Here is a 24406-nt window from a genome sequence, read left to right on the forward strand (position 1 = left end):
TATGAAAAAACTAGTGTTGTTTGTCATTTTAGGATTGTTGTGTCAACTTACATTTTCACAATCTAAGTTGTTCGTACATTCTAAAAAACCAACAATAAATTTTATCAACGACATAGACTGTTTTTATGATGAGTACCAATTTCAATATGGTATTTCTTATGAAACTGGCGTATATCTTTTAATTGAAGATGAAGTAGACATATATGTCGATTTTAAGGAAGAGTATAACGATGACCCCAACTGGAATTGTAATGGACCTTGTGGACAATTTAGTTGGTATTGTGATGACCCTGATGATAAAGTAGACCAAAAAATAAGCTTATTTGAATCAATTAATCTTTTTTATGATGGACCAGAAGAAATTACATGTACAGCGAATGAGCAAGCTGGAACATGTTTACCTATTGATTATTATGCAATATTGTTACCAAATTTGAATCCAGATGATTTTGAACGGTGTCCAACAGAACTCTTATTTGAACAATATGAGGACAACCAAGATCACACGGTAGAGGGTTTGAAATGGGAATATTACAATAAAAACAGTCAGTGGGTTGAAATTCCAAATTTTTCGAATAGATATCCATTAAATGTTAGCTTAGAAGAGGCACTTGGTCTTAATTATGACTCTCTTTTTGATGGAAATTTACAATTGAGGTATACAGTTGAGGCGTCATTTTCAGATGTTGTGTTGAATCCTGAAGATAGTTTTACATTTAATATCATCGGCTGCTCACCAAAACTCCTCGACCTAACCCCTCATAAAACCTCCTGCGTAGGAGCCGATGATGGCAGTTTTACCATGATTCTGGATAGGGATTTAGATGAAAATATTAATGAAGAACTCGTTGTTTCAGTTTATGATGCAAATGACCCAGATGGCCCAATCTTAGTACAAAAAGACACCACGGTTTTAATTGACAACCAAGATGATACCTATTCCTATACGTTTCCGAAAATTTTAGTAGAAGGGAGCTATCTGGTAAAATATCAAACACATCCAGATGGTGAGGATATTGAAGACGAATCGTGGAACAGTCTTGAGTTTTCGGATGAATTTGTAGTAGAGGACCCCGATCCGGTCATGTTTGTTCTCCAAGAACTAAACGATGTGTATTGCTTTGGAGGCAGCGATGGTCGTTTTAAAATAACCGCCTCTGGTGGTTCCGAGGAAGGCAAGTACCAATTTAAGGTCAATAATGAGGGCAATTGGACGGATTTTGATAATCCCAATAATCATACGCTAATTGGTTTGGAGGAAGGCAATTATGAGGTGGCAGTACAGCGGGTCAATGGCAATGCCATTTGTATATCCAATGAAGAAGATGACCAAATATATATCGGTCAACCTTCAAAGGCACTATCAATAGGGGAGATTACTGATGACAATTTTGTAGAACCCACCGCCTATGGTTTTACCGATGGTAGCATCACTGTGGATATTTCGGGCGGAACTCCCTATCAAAACAATAGCTATGACTACACCTGGTACGATGAAGATGATAATCCTATTAATACAACCTCTGCACAATATGTGAACAATGTATATCGTATCACCTTGGAAAATGTAACTGCAGGAACTTACACATTGAATATATCGGATGCCAATTATAGTGAAGCAGATGATATACAAGGGTGTATTTTAACCCAAAATTTTGAGCTAATAGGCCCTCCTAAGCTGCAATTGAGTATAGAAGAAACTGTTCCCATTTCTTGCAACAGCGCCAATATATATAGCAATCCATCCAACGATGGTGAATTAACCATAATTGCCACTGGTGGTGTACCTTTTGACCCCTTGATCGATGGTCAGTATGCATACATATATACTTGGAAGAAAAAAGTTGGGCCAAACAATTGGCAAAATATTCCCAACAATGGTTCCAATGTACTCAGCAATCTGGAAGCGGGCGAATATGCTGCAAATATTGAGGATGCTAATGGGGTTGTAATCGGCACCTATATTAACAACCAACTGCAACAAACCAATGATGTGACCTATGTATTGGAAGAACCCGAACTCCTTACCGTTCAAATAGAAAAAACGGACATCAACTGTTTTGGAGGAACAGACGGAACAGCCACAGCAATTGTCAATGGCGGAACACCCCCGTTTGAATACTTATGGTCAACTGGAGCTACAAGCGAAACTGCCGAAGGACTTTGGTTGGGTAACCATACAGTTTATGTTGTGGATTCCCGGGGTTGTGAAGCCGAGGCAGAAGTTACCATTGGTCAACCCGATGCTCCGGTATCAATTTCCAACCCACAATATGTGCAACCTACAGCATTTGGCTTTACCAACGGAAGTATCACGGTTCAAGTAAATGGAGGAACGCCTTTAAACAATGATAGTTATGCATATCAATGGCGGGATGAACAAGACAATGTTATCAATACAACAACAGCTCAAACTGCTCCAGAGGGTTATATTGTTCAAATGCATGATGTTCCAGCTGGCACATACACAATGACTGTGACTGATGCCAACTACGAAAATGCAGTACAGAAAGAAGGATGTACCTATGTTGCTGAGTTTATTTTAGATGAGCCGCCCGCTTTGGATTTGAGTGTAGTACAAACCATACCCATTTCCTGTAATGGGGAAAACCTATTCAATAATCCATCCGATGATGGTCAATTGATGGCCATCGCATCAGGAGGAGTGCCTTTTGATCCATTGATAAATGGTCAGTTTGCCTACATCTACACTTGGAAAAAGAAAGATGACCAAAATATCTGGCAAACTATTCCAAATGTAACCGGAAATATATTGGATAATGTGGATGCTGGTGAATATGCGGTCAATATTGAAGATGCCAATGGAATTATTCTAGGTGTTTACGTGAATAATATGCTAGAAGAACCAACGGATTATGAATACCCGGTTCAGGAAACTGACCCTATTGTTCTGCAAATGGATAAACTGGATGTCAGTTGTTTTAATGGTAACGATGGATGGGCAACGGTAGCCATAGAAGGAGGGATGCCCCCTTATAACATTTCATGGTCTTCAGGAGCCGATACAGAAATTGCGGAAAATCTAATTGCAGGTACCTATTTTGTATATGTAATGGATTTTTATGGTTGCGAAGTAAGTGCTCAGGTGACCATAGATCAGCCAGAAGAGTTAACTGTAAGTGTAATTGATATAGTATCACCTACCTGTTTTGAGTCAGAAGACGGTAGTTTAGATGTGGAAATTATAGGAGGAATACCACCATATACTTACTTGTGGAACGTAGATGAAGTTTCATTGTCACTGAACAATATCGGGCAGGGGAGCTATAACTTGGAGGTTGTTGATGCCGTAGGCTGCACCACTAGCAAAGAAGTAATCTTGGAAGCACCATTCCCTACGCAAGTAGATTTGGGAGGAAATAGAACGCTATGCAATGGGCAAGAGCATACATCGGATATTACCATAAACGATCCCAATGCCGAATACAAATGGATTTCTGATAATGGATTTAGTAGCAACTCACCCAAAGTCACTTTATCCGAACCTGGTAGATATACTGCGACGGTGACTAATAGTTTAGGTTGCTCTGGAAGTGATACCATCGAAATTACTACAACCGAAATAGAGATTGATTCCCAGTTTTTGATTACATCACAAGCCTTCGCAGGCGAGGATGTTGTTTTGGTGAATACAAGTAATCCTATTGGGACCAATGAAGAGTGGGTCTTTCCCGTTGGAATGAAAGTAATTGAGCAAGAAAAGGGTACTGTAATCGTTAGGTTTGAAGAACCCGGTGCTTACGAAGTGATTCTTCGGAATTATCAAGGAGATTGTTACCAGGATATTTCAAAGTCCATTATTGTAGCAGAAGCTAGGGAACTCCCGGATGTCGGGGAATCCATTACACCTTTTATTAAAGAGTTTAAGGTATTTCCCAACCCTTCTTCGGGTATGTTTACAGTAGTCGTATCCCTTCAAGAAGCATCCCCTGCCGCTTTGCGATTGTTTGGTCTTACCACGAACCATATTTACGACGAGCAACAATTACAGGATAGCGCTTATTACCAAGTACCTTACGCTATGGATTTAGCCTCTGGGGTTTACCTGTTGCTCCTGGAAACGGCCAAAGGGAGTGAAATCAGGAAGATTGTGATCTTATGAGGCGGTATCAACAAACAGCCATCCTCATTCTGATCGTTTTTTTGGTTTCATGTGCCAAAGAAGTGGCTCTTCCCATAAAGGCTCATTTTGAAGTTACTGCGGAATCGAATGATTATTCCGTGCCCGTTCGTGTCACAATAAATAACCTTACCGAAGGTGCGGACACATATCAATGGGCTTTTGAAGGAGGTGAACCATCCTCCTCCACAGATAAAAACCCGGGTATGGTTCGCTACAACAGACCGGGTAGCTATACAATTGACTTGAAGGCATCCAACCGGGATGGAAGCAACGAAACGTTTCAATATCAAATACAGATAGACGAAGCTATAATCCCCAAATTTGAAGCCCACATAGTTGACGATAACTACCCGCCCGTTACGGTCAATATCGAAAATATGACTACGGGAGCGGACCGTTACCAATGGAAATTTGAAAAAGGCATTCCATCACAATCCACGGAGAAATCACCGCAGCATATAGTTTTTAACGAACCGGGTGACCATGTCATAATCCTTGAAGCCAGTAATGGGAGAGAAACACAACTGGTCTCCGATACCATTACCGTAACCCCAGATGTTTATGCCGATTTCGATTATCAAGTTGCTTTTGATGATGATGACTTTCAGGTACCCGTTTCACTGACCCTTGTCAACAAAAGTATAAGTGCTACAAATTTTGAATGGACTTTTGATACTGCGGTTCCATCATCGAGCATGGAGACAAATCCAACTATTACCATTCATACCCCAGGTGTTCATCAACTAAAGTTAAAAGCTTCCAATAGTAAACGGTCGCATACAATCACCAAAGAGATAACCATTTATGATGATACCAATTTAAGAATCATTAATAATGTTAAGCTTGGGATCAGTTCAGCACATAACAACAATATTGTAGGCGCATTTTACTCCACTACATCACGAGAAGTATATATAAAAGAAGGTGTTCCGTTGGATAACGGAAGCATTATTGATGTTGCTTTTTTTGCCTTGAATCAAGATTTCAACTTCAACAAATTTGTGTCTCCAGATGAGGTTGAGGATTGTACGTTTGAACCAATACCCAATGCAAAACATACCAAGTTCATCAACCTGCAGGAATCTTGCGAGTGTGGAGCATCACTTTCTGTTGTGGAATTTGATGCTATGGAAGATGATGCCCTTTTATCCGAAATGACCATTGAAGAAACGATTGGGGGAATTCAGGATTTTGATGATACCGAAGTTCCAAGAATAGTATTGTTTGAAACATGGGATGGTAGAAAAGGAGCCATCAAAATAAAAGAGTTTGTAAAAGATGGAGCTAACTCTCACATAGTTATGGATGTTAAAGTGCAAAAGCAGTGACCAATGAGCAATAAACAATTTACAATAATCAAAAGGAAAAATTATCAAAGCCTGGTGAATGTCATTCTGAACATCGAGAAGAATCTCACATGGCCTCAAACCTACCAGTCATTATTTAATAAACTGTTCATTGTATATTGTTTATTGTACACTGTATTGGCAACCGCTCAAATCTACCCGGTACAGGTCACCCCACAGATAATACCACCTTACAGTTTTCAACTTTCTGATTATACCACCACAACGCAGGAAAAACTCTTTGTGAACCTTTTGCTCACCGATGCCCAAGAATCCGGTAGGCAAGTACGATTAAAACTTTATGTGGAGGGACCCGGAATCAATTTCCAATCTACGGATTTTGTTTCGGGGACCATACCCATTATCCTCAACGGAGGCATCAACAACAGGTTGACCAATTTGGATCTACAGGCTTATTTTAATTATAACAATCTGGTGGGTATCTCCCAGCAACAGTATGGCCAACAATTGCCCGAAGGGCAGTACCGCTTCTGTTTTGAGGTGTACGACCAGTTTTCGGGTCAGCGTATAAGTAATCGCAGTTGCGCCAATATCTATTTGCTGCTCAACGACCCACCATTGCTCAATGTTCCTTTTCGAGGTGACTTGGTCACGGCCCAGAAACCACAGAACATTATTTTTAACTGGACGCCAAGACACATCAACGCAGGAGCGGTACAGTACGAGTTCACTTTAAAGGAACTATGGGACACAGGAATGGATCCACAGGCGGCCTTTTTAGCAAGTCCACCGCTGTACCAAACCACCACTTATGCCACCACCCTGCACTACGGCCCGGCACAGATGCCGCTTTTGGAGGGGAAGACCTACGGTTGGCAGGTAAGGGCCTTTGTGAGCGACGGCTTTACGGAGACCTCCCTGTTCCGTAACAACGGGATGAGCGAAATCTACCATTTTACCTACCGGGCCGATTGCCCACCGCCACGTTTTGTGCTCTCCGAGGCTGAGAACTCCCAGACCGTAAAGATCAATTGGCAAATGGAGCAACATTTGCGCTATAGGGTGCAGTATCGTAAAAAAGGCTATGGGGAAGACGATTGGTTTGGGCTGTGGTCGCAGGCGAACGAGGCCACCATCCGAAATTTGGAGTCGGGTACCACCTACGAGTTCCGTGTGGGCGGCGAATGCACCCCGAACGGTGGACTGGCCTATTCTGCGATACACGAGTTTACCACCCCAACAGAGGACGAAATGGCCTACTATAATTGCGGCATTCCACCAGATGTTGAAATTTCCAATCAGGATCCGTTGCTCAGCCTTGGCGTGAACGAAGTGTTTATGGCAGGGGATTTTCCTGTTACTGTGGTTGAGGTACAGAGAGGCAACGGCCTTTTTTCTGGGAAGGGTTTCATTACCGTGCCATATTTTGGGGACACCAAAATAACGGTTGGTTTCACAAATATCATTGTGAATACCGATTACCAGCTCATTGATGGTTTGGTGCAGACGGAATATGACCCAAGTTGGAGCAATATTGGGGATGTAGATGCATTCGTTGAGGATATTGGGGAGTTGTTCAATGCAATCAATGAACTACTGAGCAACTATACAGGAACGGAAGAAGAAGTTTCCCTTTTGCAGGAACTGAACCAAAAACAGGACGACCATATATCCGAATTGCTATCCAGCCCCCATATTACAATTGAGACCAAAAATGAACTTGTTGCCAATCAAGAAGTTTATAAAACCATATCCAATGACCTTATCGCAGAATCCACTAGTGAAGATGGGTACGATACCGGCAATGGAATGGCCGATCAGGTCATCCAAAAGAACAACAAACTGCAGACAAGCATTGAAAAGGCAGAGGATGAGATTTTTCTGGGAGAGGCCCAAAGAATTCTCAATGACCCTGAAAACAGTGTTGCATTTTGGGAGACGATAGAAAAACTGGAAGAAATTTATGACTTCCTGAAACAATGCAACAGTGAAGATTGGGAAAGCTATCAAGACAAAGGAATTGTTCCATATTGCTTGTGGAGGGATGCCGAGGTTGCGAACGAAAATCTATACTCAGGGAGCGATATTCCTTATCTGTCTGGTTTGGTGGATGGAGTGTATATGGAAGTAGATGGTGTTTTAAAACTGCCACAGTTACTAAAGGATTTGGGAAGTGGCATCCACCAACTCATTTATTCGTTTACAGTGGCCTATATAGAGTGCAACCCCATGGCCGTAAAAGTAAACAGGGAGCGGTTGAATAAACTGTTGGAGACCGTTGAAGTGCCTGATGAACGAAAAGGACTCTTGGATTGGATGAAGGAGGAACTGGATAAGTTTACCGTGGACGATGAGGAAAGGCAGGAGCAATTACAGCAATATCTGGATAAGTGCAAAGGGTTTGATGACACCAGACAGGCGGTAGAGGATTTTTTCGAGTTTATTACGGATTGGAAAGAGATAAAAAACCTTAGCGACCAAGTATCCGAGAAGCTGTGGGAAACCTTGGAAGTTTACAGCTACTACTCCTTTGTAAACGAGGAACGTTATGAACGGGCGGTGCTGGACGTGCAGCTACTTTCTGTTGCCACGGGCATAGGGGCCGTTACCAAGATCAAGAAGGTAAAGGATATTTTAATTGGCCTGCGTAACTTTACCAAAGCGCAGTGGGATGACCTTGGAAGGAGGTTAGGTAAGAATGGAAATTTATTGGATGAAGCCTTAATAGTGCAGCTTAGGGCTTCTGGGGTAAAATTTACAGAAGCTGATTTAATTTGGATATTTAAAAATAATAAGGACAAAATTATTTTTCTTGAAAAAGGAAATACTTCCTCTGGATTTGAACATATTTTAAGACACAAACAAGAATTTATTGATGCTGGAATCAGCGAGACCAATATTTCGGATTTCATTTTGCAAGCGCTTAAGAAAAATAAGATTGTAGGTTATCAAGGTTCTGGGAACGGTCGACCCATATACGAATTGATTTATCAAGGAAATAAACAACGAATAGCCATTACAACAGGAAGTAATGGGTACGTTGTCGGTGCGAATATGAAATCTGCAACTAAATAATTTTAAAAAATTATGAAAAAAATAATGTATCTGTTTGAATACTTCTGTTCTCCTATTTGGCTTTATGAAACTCCCAACGATATGTCAAGGGTAAAAAATGTTAACGTTGATGCTTTGCCAATAAGTCAAGATTTAAAAAATGAGATACGAGCGTTGGATTTTATTTATCAATTGACATATAATGATGACTATCCTGCAGAGCCAATAAAACTATCAAAAGAAGAGGAATTGATTTTTTGCAAAAGAGTGATTGAATCTGAAAAAAAATTATATGATGAATTGATAAATAAGTATCAAATTGTTTTTGATAAAGATATGTGGAAAAGAAAAATAGAGGAACTACAAAATTTTAACTGAGATTCAAAATGCATTTATAAATAAAATACTTGTTACAGGAAATACATGGAAAGGTTTTAGCACCGAAGGTATAGAAATAAGAATGTTTTTGAAATCGGATGGGACAAACCAAATAATATCAGCCTTCCCAATTTTTTAGTAATGGAAATAGAAAGAAGTTTTTATATAAGAGTTGATGAAAAGGGGAATCAATACCCAATGATGGAATTTTTTCCTCCAAAATATTCAATGTTAGCACATTTGGGATTTGAGGAATTTTCAAAATCAGATAAAATAAAATATGTACTCAAAGAAATCAATAAAGCTATTAAAAGAAAACAAAAATATTCATTCGCAAGTGATGATTGGTGTATTGTAGAGGTTCTAGGAGAAAAATGCATCATTCGCAATGGTTTTGAGGAGTTTGAACCGTTTGAGGTTGATACTTCATTTATGTTAAATCTACTTAATGATTGGATGAACTTTTTAATTAAGTATGAAAGTAAACAAATTCCTGGCATTTGATAGCTATTTATAGAATGATTTAAATCAATTTGGTTAGATATGAATATGATAAAAGTATCTAATATTCAAATAATTGATCAAAATGGACTTTAACAATACTAAGACAGAAATAAAAATGTGGTTCGAGAATTTAAATGAAATCAAGAATGCAAATTTGACATTTAAAGAAGAAGTGAACTTTCAAAATATAAGAACTTTAGCAATTGATTTGGAAAATAAAAGTAATATGGGGATTGTCATTATTTATGAAGATAGCCATTTGTTTTTTGATTTTATGTCCAAAGATGATAGTGAGATGAAAAGTTATAATTGGTCTGAGAAATTTAATAACCTTGAAAATTTAAAAGAAAGAATTGAAGAATCTTTAAATAAGTATTTGTGAATACCTAAACATCTAGTAATTGTGTCAGAATCAAAAGTTCTTTGACTTATTGAAATCAAAATTATCCACGGACTTTCAGACAAAGAAAAAGAAGTCCGTGGAGCAACGGCCATTTCTCCGGTTGGGGCTATATCACGTTGCCCTTTTTGGAAAGTATCAAAGAAGTGGTCGATGTTGCCAATGTGGTGACAGGAGGAGAGGTAAACGTGGGCAAATTCACTCGGATTCGTGTGGAGTTCGATAACATTAAGATCAATACCGACTACCAATTGGTGGAGGGTATGGTGGAGACCAGTTATGACCCGGATTGGAACAATGTGGTAAGTGTGGATGATTTCAATTCGGATATTGGCCAGTTTGTAGGCTCGCTAAGAGATATTATTTCTCAAATCTTTGATAGAAGAGAATCCGAGCTGAAACAACTGGAAGAATTACAAGATCAATTGTCAGAGGGCCTTATAACAAGGGAAGACTTTAAGGTACAGGCAGATGAAAAGGTAAACAATATTGAAAAATTGGATGATTTGTTCGGAGAGCAAATCAAAAAAGGAATACTGGACAGCCCTGTTGCCACAGAGGCACAAAAAGAGGAGGTCAAAAAACTTGGGCCAACATTACTTGCCAGCAGTAATGATTTGAGCCAAACGGTCATAGATTACATAATAGCAAAAGATGCCGCTACAAGAAAACGATTGGAAGAGATCGCGGAAGAGGTAACCTTGGCGGAGGATACATATTTTGTAGAGGAGTCTTTCAATAAGATAACGAACGACCCTTCTTTTAAAGGTACCCTTGAAAACCTTGAAAAGTTGATAGAATATTTTAGGGAGACCCAAGAACTCTGCCAAGAAGAAGGATGGGCCAGTTACAAGGACCAAGGAATTGTACCATGGTGCATTTGGAAAGAGGCTGATATTCCACAACCCCTATACCATTCTAAAGTTGATCTGCCTTTTGTTTCAGGAATAATTGACGGGGTGTACCAAGAAGGGGAAGGGTTAGTGGAATTGCCCAAGATGCTTTACCAATTGGGCAATGGCATCAACGATTTTATCTATGCATACACTTGGGCATACCTACAATGTACCCCGACCAAGGTACAGTTGACCGAAGAACGCTTGGGCAAGCTATTGACCAAATTGGAGGCCGAAAAAAAGGAGGAAGGCATTTGGAGTTGGCTAAAAACACAATGGTACAGTGTGGAGAACTATGTAGCTAACTACAAGGACAAGAAATGTGAGGATGCTGCAAAATTGAGGTCCGAGATAGATGAGCTGATTGCTTATGTAAAGGAAATCGAGAACATCAAGAAGCTGATTGAGGAGGTACAGCAAAATCTGGTAGAATATTGGGAAGAAATAGAGCAACAGACCAATATAGCACGGTACGAAGAAGGAAAAATAATGGTTATTGTAGGCTCCTTGTTTATAAGTGCAGGAGCATTGGCAGCCACCAAGATAGGGCGGGTAAAGCAGATTTTACAGAAACTGCATACCTTTACAAAGTCACAATGGGACGAGTTCTTTGAGCAGGCCAATGCAAGGTTGGGGAGGAATTTGGCCGAGGGGGTGGATGAATTTTTGGAAGGTTTTGTAGGTGTAGTCAGGAGAGGAAACCCAAAAGAAATACTGGAAGCAACAACAAGAATAAAAAATTACAGGATTGTAAATAACTTAAAAGGGAAAAATTGTGGCTATCTTGAGGGTAATTTGAACGGCAATGCTGTTGATAACAAAATATGGTTAAGTGGTGAGGCTAAGCCTGATGTTGAACCACAAATATTCACAGCTATTGAAGTAGAGAGCAGCAATGGTCGTTCGTGGCTAAGAAATACAGATAGTGAATATAAAATGCTTAACAAATTGGCAAGTGATTTAGGAGGAAGTCCTGGTATAATAAAGCTAAATGTTAAGGGAGAATTGAAAATTGTTTCCGAATTGGAATATTGTAGTTCTTGTCAAGGAGTAATACAGCAATTCAATGAAATGTTTCCTAACATAAAATTAATCTTAGTAGATGGAGCAAAATAAAGAACTAATATTTGAAGTGATATGTGATGATGAAAGTGCCATCATAAAATCAATTGAATTATATAACAAGACTTACAAAACAAATTTTAAACTGTTAGAGTATATTTTGGATGAAGTCAATTTTGTAAGAATCTCTGGAAATGTTCAATTGTCCGATATATTTCAATTAGGAGCTATTTATAGCCGATTATCGGCTAATAAATGAATTATTTATTCCTAATACAAAATTGATATTGATTGATAGGGGCTAAATAATACAAAAGTCATGGAGAAAAATAAAGAATTACTTTTTAAAGTAATGGTTACATCGGCAGATGTTCTTCAGAAAGATTTAATAGGTTACGTAATACAGATTTTGAAATTGTAGAAACCGTAGAAGAGAAAGAAGTATTTTTTTGCAAAATTAGAACTACTTCCAAATTAGAAAATATTTTTAGTTTAGGTTTTGGCTTGGCTTGTTATGAAGAGGAATTGCGTAAAAAAGGAAAAATTGATTGGTAGTAAATGGATTCTAGAGATAAAGTAGTAGAATTTAGAGGTAGTTGTCATATCGAAACAAAATTAAGTTTAGTTGAATTAGCCAATAAAGTATCTATTGCTTTGTGTGGCGGATTATCTTTTACGTATGGTAAGCATGCCTCCCGCTAGCGCGAGCGTCCCGCTCGTGCCATAAAATAGAAAGAGTAAATTAAACTATAAAATGAGCCGTAAATACAAATTCCATAACCCAGAGGCAGCTTACTTTGTAGTTTAAGCCTGTCAGTTTAACAGATACAACCAAATACTATAATGATCTAACCACCAAAAACAAAACGCAGCATAACCCCAAATCAATTTTCTTCCAAAAAGGAGTATGGGAGAAAACAACCATTAACCATTAAAAATTTACTTATGCTACGTAACAATTACCTAATGCTAGTATTGGCATTATGCATTACCACTACCTATGCCCAAGACAAGCTCTGGGAAATCAATTTAAACGAAAAACTCTACAAGGTAGGCTGGATAGAACAGACCAACGATGGTCTCATCTTGGCAGCAGGCGATAAAGGCCTTATGGCCCTAGACAACAATACCGGAGAGGAGGTCTGGTACAATGAGGACCTTAAATCGATTGACAAGAATACTTTTTTGAGTATTCCAGAATTACCGATGTTCTATGTGGAGTACACCTCCATTTTAGGAAAAAAAAGAGGAGTGCTCATCAATTCCAGTAATGGGGAGATTCTCTTTGATACCAAAGAAAAGGAATATAAGATAAAAGGCTTCACGGTATATCCTGAGCAAGCTATGATCTTGTTTGAACTTGTGCACGACAAAATCAGGTATCTTATGAAATTCAGTCTTAGAACCTGGAAGGAGGAATGGATAGCATCCGTTGGCAAGAACAAGGAAAATCTTTTACAAAAAGCTTTTGGGGGTGTATCTTTTGTGGACCATCCTCCCCAATTTGACCAAAATGGAAACATGATCATAGGTATTGGAGAAGAAATCTATGCTTTGGACCCAAAGAATGGGGGTCAAATATGGTACTATCAGGCCAACAAAAAAATTAAGGCTTTGGTATATTCCCCAATAAACAATAACCTGTACGTTGGTGTAAAAAAATCCAAAAAATTAATCATTCTTGATCCATGGACGGGTAAGGACATTACACCTGGGAAATTAAAACTTAGAGGATATATGATTGATTTGGTGGAGGATGATGACACAGATAATCTAATTTTAATAGAATCTGAAGGATTTAATATCATAGACCCAGCAACCAACGATTTGCAATGGAAAAAGAGTTTTAAATTAAATACTTTGACGGAGGTCATACCCAATAGAAACGATTATATAGCCATTGGCAAAGGTGAAAAACTAGGTGAAATGGCAAGGGTTGATGCCAATGGAAAAAAAGTCTGGAACGCCAAAATAAATGGATATGCCTATTTCAATAGTCTAACAGACAAAGGAGTGATGTATATTTCAACAGAACGCTCTAATATTATAGATTATGAAACGGGAAAGGACGTATGGAAAAAAGACGTTAAGTTTCGTTCCATTCCGGCAGTAACATATGATGAACAGGAGGGCAGAGTGGTCATTTTTGAAAATGGAAAAGGATATAAGTTTGATTTGGAAACAGGGGATATTGACCTTTTTGCCGAAAATGTTGATTTGGAAAAAGTATCCAGAAAAACACCTTTACAGGCGGAATATGTTATGAATAAAGGCTATTTCTTGTTTACTGATCAACACGTATCAATGTTATCTAACCAAGGAGAATTGGTGTACACGGATTATTACCAACCTCCATCCTCTTCAAATGCACTTATTGCTTTAGGCGATTTTGCTGGGAGCGCGGTTTTAGGTGTCGATTTGGATATTGCCGGTTCCATAGAAAATATAAACATGCTTACCGATTTGTCCAATGGGGTATACCGAAGCAACTTAGATCAGAACGGTGCTAATCAGGAAACTTCATTAGTTGCAGGTCTTTATGTGGACAATGGTTATGCCATGCAACCCGTGTTGGAAGTTACAAAAACACGTTATTTTAATTCACAACAGACCCTCGACCATCATTTTTTAGTTACCAAGGTGAAAAGTGATACGGCACCTACAAAACACTCTATTTACATGGTGAACAAGGCAACTGGGAAAATTGAAAAAGAAATAGATTTGTTGGACAAAACACCAAACTACCTTGTTGATATAGTTGACAATAGAGTCTTTGTTAACCAAAACAATGAATTGTTGACATCCTATCAATTTTAAAGTCAAACTGTTTTTTAACGAATAGATATTCTCTTCTTGGGTAAAATCTCGAGAGGAGAATATTATTTAACGTGTTGTCCCATCCCAATCTTCATGTTGTTCTATGCACATAACTATTTCTAAAATAAGTTGGCTCAGGCTTACATTTTTCTTTTTCATTACTATTGCATCCGCTCAAACCGTTGATTTGAAAACTCTCGGCAAGGGCAAAGCCTTTAAAATTGGAGGAGGAGTTTCTGCCAATGGTATTTTTTATCATTCCGATCAAGAGGTGGGCAGGGAACCCTTCACGTATTTTTTTCAAGGAAATTTAAATATTGGGATCTATCAATTTAGCATGCCCATAAGCTATAGCTATTCCAATCAAGGGGAACAGCTTAATTATAATCTTCCTTTTAATCTAAATAGGTTGAGCCTTCATCCAAGATATAAATGGATACAAGGGCATATTGGTGATGTGGCGATGAGCTTTTCACCCTACACCTTAAATGGCCATCAATTTACAGGGGGAGGGGTAGAGCTCACCCCAAATGGACCATGGAAAGTAAGTGCAATGGCCGGTCGTTTATTAAAGGCTACAGAGTTTGATGGTGATGAATTGACCATACCTGCTTTCCAGCGAATGGGGTACGGACTAAAAATAGGTTACGAGCAAGAACTTTACAAAATTGGGGCAATTGCATTTTATGCCAAGGATAATATCCGCTCTATTGGCATGCTTCCCGTTGAGCAAGAAATTGGTCCAAAGGAAAATTTGGTCCTGAGTTTTGAAGGTTCCTATAACATCAAGAAAAACTTGCAGGCAAATGTTACGTATGCTACATCAGGTTTGACTCAGGACTTACGATCGGAACCATTGCCCAACAATACAGGGAGCCTATCTGGACTTTTCTTAAATAAAAGAGCTTCTACGCAATATTTTGATGCTTTACGAACCGGGTTGGAGTATAATTTTGATAAATCCACATTGGGAATCGCCTACGAGCGTATTGCCCCAGGGTATGAGACCTTGGGAGCTTACTTTTTCAATAACGATTTTGAAAATATCACTTTAAACTCCGGTACTGTTTTGTTTAATAATAAACTAAACCTTGCTTTTAGTATGGGGTACCAGCGGGACGATTTAAAAAACCAAAATGAACGTGCAATGAAACGGGCAGTAGGGTCTCTAAATGCAACATATAATGCTTCGGAGGTTTTAACTGTAACTGGCTCTTACTCCAATTTTACCACTTATACCAATTCCAAGGTGAATCAATTTGATGCAATCAACGATGATAATCTGTTGGATGATCAATATGATGTGTTGGATTATAAACAATTGTCCCAGAATGCAAATATTAACATCAATTACCTTCTTTCCCAAAAAGAAGATTTACAGCAAAACCTGAATATAAATTATGCCTTGGCAGATGTGTCCAATACGGAAAACGGAGTAGTGCGTTTGGGAAACGCGTCAACATTTCATAATGGAAATGTTTCATATACCATGGGACTGCCCAATAAGGAACTCAATATTACCACAGCTCTTAACGGGACCTTGAACACTATTGGTACTGATCGCTCAACTACTTGGGGACCAACCTTAAACATGAACAAAAGATTTTTTGATAAAACTTTGAATACAAATTTTGGTGTTTCTTATAATACCAGTGAATCAAGTATGGCCCAAACCAATATTACCAACCTTAGGTTGAATCTAAACTACGTCCTTAAAGAGAAGCACAACTTTCATTTAAATCTAATACAATTGTTTAAAAACCTATCATCGAGCAATTCCAACGAATTGACCATAACATTTGGGCACAGCTATAGTTTTTGACATAAAAAAAGCCCTTGTTTTCAAGGGCTTTTAAATTATAAAGATAGCTGTTGGTTATTCCGTGGCTTTATCCACCACCAATCTATTTGGGCGATTGGCTATCTCCCATGCCGTATGGAAAATAAGTCGAGAGCGATTTTCCAAAAGATCATAGTTTATTTTATCGGGAGTATCACTTGGTCTGTGGTAGTCCGCATGGGTTCCGTTAAAATAGAAAATGATCGGAATATTGTTCTTGGCAAAGTTGTAATGATCACTTCTGTAGTAAAAACGATTTGGGTCGTTTTCATCATTGTAGGTGTAATCGAACTCGATATTGGTGTACTTTTTGTTTACCTCCTCCGATAAATTGTGGAGTTCGGTACTAAGTTTGTCGGAACCGATCAGGTATAAATAATTTCGAGAACCTTTGTATTTTGGGTCTATTCTACCGATCATATCTATGTTAAGGTTGGCGACTGTGTTCTCCAATGGGAATACCGGCTCAACATCGGTATAGTATTTGGAACCCAACAATCCTTTTTCTTCTCCGGTAACATGTAAAAATACAATGGAACGCTTGGGGCCTTTGCCTTCTTCGGCAGCTTGCTTAAATGCTTGGGCAATTTCCAAAAGCGCCACAGTACCCGAGCCATCGTCATCGGCACCATTATTGATCTGACCGTCTGCCGTAACCCCGATGTGGTCCAAGTGAGAAGAAATAACCACATACTCCTCCGGTTTTTCGGTACCTTTTAAAAGGGCAACCACATTTTCAGAATCTATATTGTCGTTACTGCCGGTTAAATTCAAGTTTACATTGGCAGTAATAGTTTTTGGAGTATGGTCCTTTTCTATATTTTCGAAAAGTGTAGTAGCCGCTTTTTCGTCCAAAACAATCAAAATGTCATTGTTGCTGTCATCTGCAAGTTGCATTCGACCACTATTGTTGCTTTCCATAAATCGGAAATATCCCCTAAATCTTGGAAAATTCTGTGAATCAAAATACAGTACCCCTTTGGCGCCTTTTTCCAAAGCCAAAGTAGATTTTTTCCCCATGGCCTCGGACATATTGCTCCAGTCGGATTTTTCCTGATCTCCGGATATTACATAAGTTCCATCCGTGTTTTGAGGTTCGCCGGCTTTTATAAGTACCAGTTTGCCGGATACATCGATTCCGTTGTAATCATTATGATCACCGTCCTCAATTCCAAAACCTGCATAAACAATTTCATTAAAAGTACCTTGCGCTGGGCTAAATGCTACGGCATGTTCTCCTAAAGAAAAACTTTCGTTGTTAAAGGTTACATTGCCTTTTGGCACTTTGGTTTCTTGCAATGCTACTTTTTGAAAATAGTTGCCATTGGATTGTGCAGCGGGTATGTTCAAGGACTCGTAATGCGCCTTTATATATTCCACAGCCTTTTTTTGGCCAGGTTTTCCAGTTTCCCTGCCTTCAAACTCATCGGAAGCATAGGTGTACAGGTGTTCTTTTAGTTCGGTTTCTGTAATTGATTCCGCATAAGGTACGGGGTCTGCTACAGGTTGGGTTTTTGCTACTTCCGAAACTGTTTTTTGGGAAGTGTTACAGGCAAAGGCTAAGCCCAATACCAATAAGGATAATTTTTTCATTTGTGTTTTTAAGTTATCTGAATCCTCCAAAAATAGTTAAAAGTTTAGGAAAGAAATTACTATTCTAAGATAAACATTATCAAACCCATTGCGTAACTTGGTCCCCTTTTAGTGGATTTATTAAACTTGTACGTATTATGGGCAAGAATAAGAGTGTAGTAGTAGTAGGTGGAGGAATAATAGGACTATCTACCGCATACTTTCTTCAAAAGGAAGGCCATCAGGTAACCGTTTTGGACAAGTCCGATATTTCTTCGGGGGCTTCTTTTGTAAACGCGGGGTATCTTACACCAAGTCACATTATTTCCTTGGCTTCCCCCGGAATGATTACCAAAGGAATAAAATACATGTTCAATTCTTCCAGTCCCTTTTACATGAAACCTCGTTTGGATCCCGAGTTTATGAAATGGGCGTGGTATTTTAAAAAATCCTCGACACGAACAAAGGTCGATTTGGCAATGCCGGTGATTCGGGACATAAATCTGTTAAGTAGAGAGTTGTACGAAGCCATACAGTCTTCCGGTGATTTAGGTACATTTAAAATAGGGGATAAAGGTCTGTTGATGATGTTCCAAACCGATGAGGCCCGCGACCATGAGATGGAGGTGGTGGAAAAGGCCAGCACCTTGGGATTGGATGGCAAATTGTTGTCCAAGGAAGAGCTAACGGCACTCGAACCAAATATAAAGGTCAATGCCAAAGGCGCTATACTTTGGGAATGTGATCGCCACACAACACCCCCGTTGATCATGGAAAATATGGTAAAACACCTAAATACAAGTGGAGTGGCCATCCATAAAAACGAGGAAGTATCCGATATAGCTTTTTCCAACGGTAAAATAACCGAGGTAAAAACGAACAAGGCCTCCTATGCGGCCGACGAAGTGGTTCTTGCCGCAGGTTCATGGACATCGAACATATCAAAAAAATTAAACCTAAAACTGCCGTTACAAGCTGGCAAGGGATATCGAATAAATGTGGAAGAACCTACGAACATTTCCATGCCCGCCATTTTAATGGAAAAGAAGATTGCCGTAACCCCAATGGAAGGGTTTACCCGTTTCGCGGGCACTATGGAATTTTCGGGGATAAACCATACTATACGAAAAGAAAGAGTGGAAGCCATTGCAAAAGGTGTGGAGGGTTATTATGAAGGATTACAGGTTCCGGAAAAGGCCAAAACGAATGCAAGTTGTGGATTGAGACCAGTATCACCAGATGGGCTTCCATATATTGGAAGACCAAAAGGAATCAAAAACTTAACCGTAGCCACCGGACACGCCATGATGGGGTGGAGCTTGGGACCGGCAACGGGCAAGTTGATCACCGAACTTGTTTCCGGGCAGTCACTCTCCATGGACATACAACCGTTCGACCCCGACCGTAAATTTTAGATCATAAAATTTTTTTATTGAGGGGTTTTTTAATGTGGCATAGATTTTTCAGTTGACTTTTTTACAACTAATTTTACAGTATGAGAAACCTCAGTTACATCCCAATCTTAATTTTAGTGCTCAATTTGACCGCACTTAGGTCGCAAGAGCTTAAAATTTTCACATTAAATGACTTCGATCTAAAGGGAAAAGTGAAGACCTGTTTGGTTTCTACCGATTATGGCAAGGAACTGTTCGAATTCAATAAAAATGGGGTGTTAAAGAAAACGGTCACGCAGTACAACGACAATGACCAAGACATTACCTATTACACCTATAAAGATGGTGAATTGTTGGAAAAACGGATGGAAAGCTATAAGAACAATGTCCTGGACGAATCCACTTCAATGGCCAATTTTTATGAAGTGGATACCATTCCCAATAGAAAAGTAACGGAAAAGATAATTTCTTACGACAAACAATTTTTAGAGCAAGAACAATATTATTATGATGAAGCCGGAAGGTTGGTCCGTATCATCTCGTCCAATGTAGAGGGGGTAGATGAAACCACCTTGGAATATACCCAGGTAAAAAATGAACTTACCGTGAGTACATTTACTAATGGAATTTTGCAAAAAGCGGTAAGAAATTCCATTAAAAAGACCCCAAATGGTGATCAGGAGGTGATTTTGACCAAGGAATATATTGATGGTGAACCGAATACTGCCACGGAAGAAGTATTCAACAGTGCAGGAAAGTTGGTGACCAGCGAGGAATTCTTGTACGATTTTACAGAAAAAGAATTCGTTTCACAAAAAAAGCGGTATTATCAATATACCGATGGTGTTTTGAGCAAGGTGATAAAAAAGACCATTAATACGGAATCTGCGGAAAAGTACATTTTTCAGTTCGATAATCATAAGCCCAGCAATTGGGTCAAGCAAATCGTAACACCTGGCAATACCTATACCACAAGGACTATCACATACTACCCGGAAGAGGATTTAAAAGAAGAAACCAGCAACTAAATAATACTATACTAAATTCTGGATTATTTCCGGTTGTACTTCATGGCCACCAATGAAAGTCATGGTTTCGGCCATGCCACGGAACAAAGTGTCACTTTTTACTTTTTCGTTTTTTAAGCGTTCTGGATTTAGATATTGATCTTGGTCTCCGTACACAATTTTGATTTGGGTACTATTATAATCTAAAAACTCAAAATCTTGAGCGGTAAGTTCGTTGGGAATACCCCCGGCATACAACACAATAAGTTTACAATTCACTTTTTTCCGGGCCAACCATCGGGTGGCCACCGATACACCTTGCGAAAAACCGAAGAGGATCAAATCAACACCTTTTGGAAGCTTTTCTGAATCGAGTACCGCATCAATATAATTGATCACATTATTGATTTCCGTTGCAGTGTTTTCCTTGGTCAACCAACTGGCGCCAACATATTTATACTCATTTTTTAAATAATATTTGGACGGAGCCTGCGGCACAATAATGTAGTTTTCTTCTGGATCTAGACCATTAAAGTATTTTACAAAATAGCGGCTTAAATAGCCTATTCCATGGAAAACCAACCAAACATTTTTTGTTTTGGGACCTAATTTGTTCTGCGTCAGATATGTATTCTGAGTAGTGTAGCTTACGGTTTTCTCTTTGTTGGACATGTTCAGTTAGGCTTTAATGAATATTGCAAAAGCTTTGCGTAATTTTACAAAAAAGTAGAGCGATGAACGAACACAAGGAGAAAATTCTCTCCGTTTGCAACCAGATATGCAAAGGGACCTTAATGGAAACTCTGGATATAACATATATAGATGTTGGCGAAAACTTCCTTTTGGCCAAAATGCCCGTAACACCAAAAGTACACCAGCCCGATGGTGTTTTGCACGGAGGTGCCTCTGTGGCGTTGGCAGAAAGTGTGGGAAGTGCGGCATCTTATGTTTTTTTGGACGGAAACGAGTTTTTTGTGCGCGGCATAGAGATTTCCGCTAACCATGTGCGTTCCATAAAAGAAGGATTTGTGTACGCAAGAGCATCCATTTTACACAAAGGACGAACGACCCAGTTATGGGAAATAAAAATAACGGACGAGGAAGGAAACCTGATATCCAATTGTAAACTCACGACCATTGCATTACCTAGAAAATAAAGAACCCGAAGCAATTTTTGAAAAGGTGGTTCACTGCCTTGAAAATGGTTTGCCCTTTGCCATATATCGCAAACCCGACCAACAGGAACTACAGGCCGTTTTTCAAACAGATAAGGACCTTTTAGTTTCCAAGGATTTTGACGAGAAAGGATTTCTTTTTGCTCCTTTCGATACCGAGGGTGATGCCATTTTGATCAGACCGGATGAAGTATGGAAAGGAAAATATAAAACAGAGATCCTTGCCAATACGGCCCACATAAATTTGGTGGAAGATGGTAAGGAAATTCATGTTGACTTAATAAAAAAAGGCATACAGGAAATTAAAAAAGGTAGATTGCAAAAGGTAGTGCTCTCAAGAAAGATCGAGGTACCGTTGACCAAATCACCTCTTGAAATTTTCAAGGCCCTTTTGGGCACCTGTCCCCATGCATTTGGTTACCTTTTTCATCATCCAAAGGTAGGTACATGGTGTGGTGCCACACCAGAAACATTGGTCAAAGTAAAAGACAAGGAGCTGAACACCATGTCGTTGGCAGCGACACTCCCTTACGTTGCAGGGGAAGTACCAAAATGGGGTAGCAAAGAGGTAGATGAACAACAAATGGTTTCCGAGTACATCGGAGATAAATTGGCCCATACCATGGAACATTTGGAAATAGATGATGCCGAATCCGTCCGGGCCGGTACACTATGGCACTTAAGGTCCGAGGTGAGGGGAACCATGCTCCCGAATATTAAAACCAAAGAGGCAGTAAGGGCCTTGCATCCCACGCCGGCGATCTGTGGTATTCCTACGGCCGAAGCAAAAGAGTTTATAAAGAAGAACGAAAACTATAAAAGAACGTTCTATACCGGATTTTTGGGAGAATTGAACTTTGGTGCAGAAGAGGAAACCTCACTCTACGTAAACCTTCGTTGTATGGAATTGAACAAATACAATGCAACCATATTTATTGGTGGTGGCATTACCGAAGCATCGGACCCGGAAAGTGAATGGGTCGAAACCCAAAACAAAAGTAAGACCATGTTGAATGTCCTTTAAATAGAAGCTATCTAATTTAAGGCATTACCACAAAGATGATGTATTTTTGTAATCCATGATGTACTCAGATATTCCTGCTGCACAAACCTTGGTTCTGAACTTTAGATCAAGGGGAGTTAAAAACATTGTAATCTCACCGGGATCAAGAAATGCCCCACTTACAATAAGTTTCACAAAAAATCCTTTTTTTAATTGTTACAGCATTGTGGATGAGCGCTGTGCGGCATTTTTTGCCTTGGGAATGGCACAACACTTGCAGGAACCTGTCGCCGTTTTATGTTCATCGGGAAGCGCCATGTTAAATTTTTACCCTGCAGTCGCCGAAGCTTTTTACAGCGATATCCCTCTCATTGTAATTTCGGCGGATAGACCCGCATACCGAATCGATATTGGAGATGGACAGACCATTCGCCAAGAAAATGTTTTGGAAAAACATACAAGCTATTCGGCCAATTTAAAGCAAGATGTGTCCCACGCACGAAATACCATATTAAAATTTGGTAAATCGTTGTTGCGGGAAAGTCAGGAAGAAGTACAATCCTTCAATCAAACAGAAATAGATCGAGCCTTAACGGTAGCGTTTTTGGAAAAAGCCCCGGTGCACATCAATATTCCTTTTGAAGAACCTCTGTACGGAAGGGTAGAGGAACCGTCGATAGAGCGTCTTGATGAAAAAAAATTCTTGACCAAGAGCTTATCCGATAATCAAGATTGGGAAGAATTGGCAAAAACATGGGCCAATAGTTCCAGAAAAATGATTCTGGTAGGGGTAAATCAGCCCAACACCATTGAAGATGAAGTGCTTCAAAAGTTGGCCAATGACCCAAACACCTTGCTGTTTACCGAAACTACCTCGAATTTGCATCATCCGGAGTTTTTTGAGAGTATAGATAGTATCATAGCGCCCATTGAAAAATCCGGGAAGAAAAATACGTTGTTCGAACAACTGCGACCAGAACTATTGTTGACCTTTGGGGGATTGATCGTATCCAAAAAAATAAAAGCTTTTTTAAGGGAGTATACGCCCAAAGAACATTGGCACATCGACACCAAAAAGGCGAACGATACGTTTTACTGCCTAACCAAGCATATTACAATAGGCCCAAATCTCTTTTTTAAAAAAATAGTTGGGCAAGATGTAACCGCACAAAGCGAATACAAATCTTTTTGGGAACGGAAAAAGAATCAATACGAAAAAAAGCGGGATGCTTACCTTAAAGAAATTCCATTTTCGGATTTTAAGGTCTTTGATCACATTATAAAGGGAATACCCAAAGGGTATCAAGTACATTTGGCCAATAGTTCCACGGTTAGATATGCCCAACTGTTTCCAATGGACAGGTCGTTGAAGGTATTCTGTAATCGTGGCACCAGTGGTATCGACGGCAGTACATCCACTGCAGTGGGCAGTTCAATTTTTAGCGCCGAACCCACTTTGTTGTTAACGGGAGACCTTAGTTTTTTCTATGACAGCAATGGGCTATGGAATCAATATTTACGTCCCGATTTTAGGATTGTGCTCATCAATAATTCGGGAGGCGGTATTTTTAGAATATTGCCGGGGAAAGAGGACACAAAGGAGTTCGAGACCTTTTTTGAGACCAGCCATGGGTTATCTGCAAAACATCTTGCCGAAATGTACGGCTTTGACTATTTGGTTGCCGAAAACGAGGATGAACTTTTAAAGGGGACGAACGAGTTTTATGCAACTTCCGACCGACCTAAACTATTGGAAATAAGAACGCCTCGTGAACTGAACAATAAAATTTTGCTTGGATACTTCGATTTTATATCTTAGAACCTTAACTATAAATAAAAAAGAACACTAACAG

General features: G+C 39.3%; 16 protein-coding genes. 14 read left to right on the plus strand and 2 right to left on the minus strand.

The features are described from left to right. Window position 1 precedes the first annotated feature (1 nt). The 9 genes from AB9K32_RS04300 to AB9K32_RS04340 all read left to right on the plus strand — a co-directional run bounded on the left by AB9K32_RS04300 (window position 2) and on the right by AB9K32_RS04340 (window position 16384). Window positions 2-4123, plus strand: a complete 4122-nt coding sequence (locus AB9K32_RS04300) for a hypothetical protein (protein WP_369884459.1) — start codon at window positions 2-4, stop codon at window positions 4121-4123. Continuing rightward, window positions 4120-5472 carry a PKD domain-containing protein gene (locus AB9K32_RS04305; protein ID WP_369884460.1) on the plus strand — a complete coding sequence of 451 codons (1353 nt, stop codon included), beginning with the start codon at window positions 4120-4122 and terminating at the stop codon, window positions 5470-5472. The genes AB9K32_RS04300 and AB9K32_RS04305 overlap by 4 nt, the downstream gene beginning before the upstream one ends. Before the next feature lie 3 nt (window positions 5473-5475). Continuing rightward, the gene (locus AB9K32_RS04310) at window positions 5476-8526 is read left to right on the plus strand and encodes a fibronectin type III domain-containing protein (RefSeq protein WP_369884461.1); all 3051 of its coding nucleotides are present in this window, start codon (window positions 5476-5478) and stop codon (window positions 8524-8526) included. A gap of 12 nt (window positions 8527-8538) precedes the next feature. Further along, complete coding sequence (locus tag AB9K32_RS04315; protein ID WP_369884462.1) at window positions 8539-8883, plus strand: hypothetical protein; 345 nt, start codon at window positions 8539-8541, stop codon at window positions 8881-8883. A gap of 141 nt (window positions 8884-9024) precedes the next feature. After that, the gene (locus AB9K32_RS04320) at window positions 9025-9387 is read left to right on the plus strand and encodes a hypothetical protein (protein ID WP_369884463.1); all 363 of its coding nucleotides are present in this window, start codon (window positions 9025-9027) and stop codon (window positions 9385-9387) included. Window positions 9388-9469: 82 nt separating this feature from the next. Continuing rightward, window positions 9470-9769, plus strand: a complete 300-nt coding sequence (locus AB9K32_RS04325) for a hypothetical protein (RefSeq protein WP_369884464.1) — start codon at window positions 9470-9472, stop codon at window positions 9767-9769. A 146-nt stretch (window positions 9770-9915) separates the two neighbouring features. Next, window positions 9916-11799 (plus strand): deaminase domain-containing protein, encoded by a 1884-nt coding sequence (locus AB9K32_RS04330; protein WP_369884465.1) that lies wholly within the window; start codon window positions 9916-9918, stop codon window positions 11797-11799. A gap of 891 nt (window positions 11800-12690) precedes the next feature. Next, window positions 12691-14562 carry a PQQ-binding-like beta-propeller repeat protein gene (locus AB9K32_RS04335; protein WP_369884466.1) on the plus strand — a complete coding sequence of 624 codons (1872 nt, stop codon included), beginning with the start codon at window positions 12691-12693 and terminating at the stop codon, window positions 14560-14562. A 187-nt stretch (window positions 14563-14749) separates the two neighbouring features. Further along, entirely contained in the window at window positions 14750-16384 is a 1635-nt protein-coding gene (locus tag AB9K32_RS04340; RefSeq protein WP_369884467.1) for a hypothetical protein, read from the plus strand. A gap of 54 nt (window positions 16385-16438) precedes the next feature. Here the strand turns inward: AB9K32_RS04340 and AB9K32_RS04345 are convergent, their stop codons facing one another. After that, window positions 16439-17995, minus strand: a complete 1557-nt coding sequence (locus AB9K32_RS04345) for a M28 family peptidase (RefSeq protein WP_369884468.1) — start codon at window positions 17993-17995, stop codon at window positions 16439-16441. Window positions 17996-18132: 137 nt separating this feature from the next. On the opposite strand from AB9K32_RS04345, the gene AB9K32_RS04350 reads away from it, so the two are divergent. Continuing rightward, window positions 18133-19389, plus strand: coding sequence for an FAD-dependent oxidoreductase (locus AB9K32_RS04350; protein WP_293295343.1), 1257 nt, complete (start codon window positions 18133-18135; stop codon window positions 19387-19389). Between the two features lie 80 nt (window positions 19390-19469). Continuing rightward, complete coding sequence (locus tag AB9K32_RS04355) at window positions 19470-20396, plus strand: hypothetical protein (protein ID WP_252079635.1); 927 nt, start codon at window positions 19470-19472, stop codon at window positions 20394-20396. Window positions 20397-20402: 6 nt separating this feature from the next. On the opposite strand, the gene AB9K32_RS04360 is transcribed toward AB9K32_RS04355, so the two are convergent. Next, a complete protein-coding gene (locus tag AB9K32_RS04360; protein ID WP_252079636.1) occupies window positions 20403-21047 on the minus strand; it encodes an alpha/beta hydrolase in 645 nt (214 codons plus the stop codon). A gap of 62 nt (window positions 21048-21109) precedes the next feature. On the opposite strand from AB9K32_RS04360, the gene AB9K32_RS04365 reads away from it, so the two are divergent. From AB9K32_RS04365 to menD, 3 genes are read left to right on the plus strand one after another with little or no spacing between them, the layout of a single operon-like run. Continuing rightward, window positions 21110-21532, plus strand: a complete 423-nt coding sequence (locus tag AB9K32_RS04365) for a PaaI family thioesterase (RefSeq protein WP_224837278.1) — start codon at window positions 21110-21112, stop codon at window positions 21530-21532. Continuing rightward, complete coding sequence (locus AB9K32_RS04370; protein WP_369884469.1) at window positions 21513-22574, plus strand: chorismate-binding protein; 1062 nt, start codon at window positions 21513-21515, stop codon at window positions 22572-22574. The genes AB9K32_RS04365 and AB9K32_RS04370 overlap by 20 nt, the downstream gene beginning before the upstream one ends. Window positions 22575-22629: 55 nt before the next feature. Beyond that, window positions 22630-24372 carry a 2-succinyl-5-enolpyruvyl-6-hydroxy-3-cyclohexene-1-carboxylic-acid synthase gene (gene menD, locus AB9K32_RS04375; RefSeq protein ID WP_369884470.1) on the plus strand — a complete coding sequence of 581 codons (1743 nt, stop codon included), beginning with the start codon at window positions 22630-22632 and terminating at the stop codon, window positions 24370-24372. Window positions 24373-24406: the final 34 nt, after the last annotated feature.

It is taken from the genome of Allomuricauda sp. XS_ASV26 (genome assembly GCF_041224615.1).
Taxonomy (GTDB): Bacteria; Bacteroidota; Bacteroidia; order Flavobacteriales; family Flavobacteriaceae; genus Flagellimonas; species Flagellimonas alginolytica.

Excerpts from the sequence above, each read along its gene's own strand:
- menD (WP_369884470.1), top strand. The coding sequence starts at position 22,630 with ATGATGTACTCAGATATTCCTGCTGCACAAACCTTGGTTCTGAACTTT.
- AB9K32_RS04350 (WP_293295343.1), top strand. The coding sequence starts at position 18,133 with ATGGGCAAGAATAAGAGTGTAGTAGTAGTAGGTGGAGGAATAATAGGA.
- AB9K32_RS04315 (WP_369884462.1), top strand. The coding sequence starts at position 8,539 with ATGAAAAAAATAATGTATCTGTTTGAATACTTCTGTTCTCCTATTTGG.
- AB9K32_RS04335 (WP_369884466.1), top strand. The coding sequence starts at position 12,691 with ATGCTACGTAACAATTACCTAATGCTAGTATTGGCATTATGCATTACC.
- AB9K32_RS04325 (WP_369884464.1), top strand. The coding sequence starts at position 9,470 with ATGGACTTTAACAATACTAAGACAGAAATAAAAATGTGGTTCGAGAAT.
- AB9K32_RS04305 (WP_369884460.1), top strand. The coding sequence starts at position 4,120 with ATGAGGCGGTATCAACAAACAGCCATCCTCATTCTGATCGTTTTTTTG.
- AB9K32_RS04345 (WP_369884468.1), bottom strand. The coding sequence starts at position 17,995 with ATGAAAAAATTATCCTTATTGGTATTGGGCTTAGCCTTTGCCTGTAAC.
- AB9K32_RS04355 (WP_252079635.1), top strand. The coding sequence starts at position 19,470 with ATGAGAAACCTCAGTTACATCCCAATCTTAATTTTAGTGCTCAATTTG.
- AB9K32_RS04310 (WP_369884461.1), top strand. The coding sequence starts at position 5,476 with ATGAGCAATAAACAATTTACAATAATCAAAAGGAAAAATTATCAAAGC.
- AB9K32_RS04365 (WP_224837278.1), top strand. The coding sequence starts at position 21,110 with ATGAACGAACACAAGGAGAAAATTCTCTCCGTTTGCAACCAGATATGC.
- AB9K32_RS04300 (WP_369884459.1), top strand. The coding sequence starts at position 2 with ATGAAAAAACTAGTGTTGTTTGTCATTTTAGGATTGTTGTGTCAACTT.
- AB9K32_RS04320 (WP_369884463.1), top strand. The coding sequence starts at position 9,025 with ATGGAAATAGAAAGAAGTTTTTATATAAGAGTTGATGAAAAGGGGAAT.
- AB9K32_RS04360 (WP_252079636.1), bottom strand. The coding sequence starts at position 21,047 with ATGTCCAACAAAGAGAAAACCGTAAGCTACACTACTCAGAATACATAT.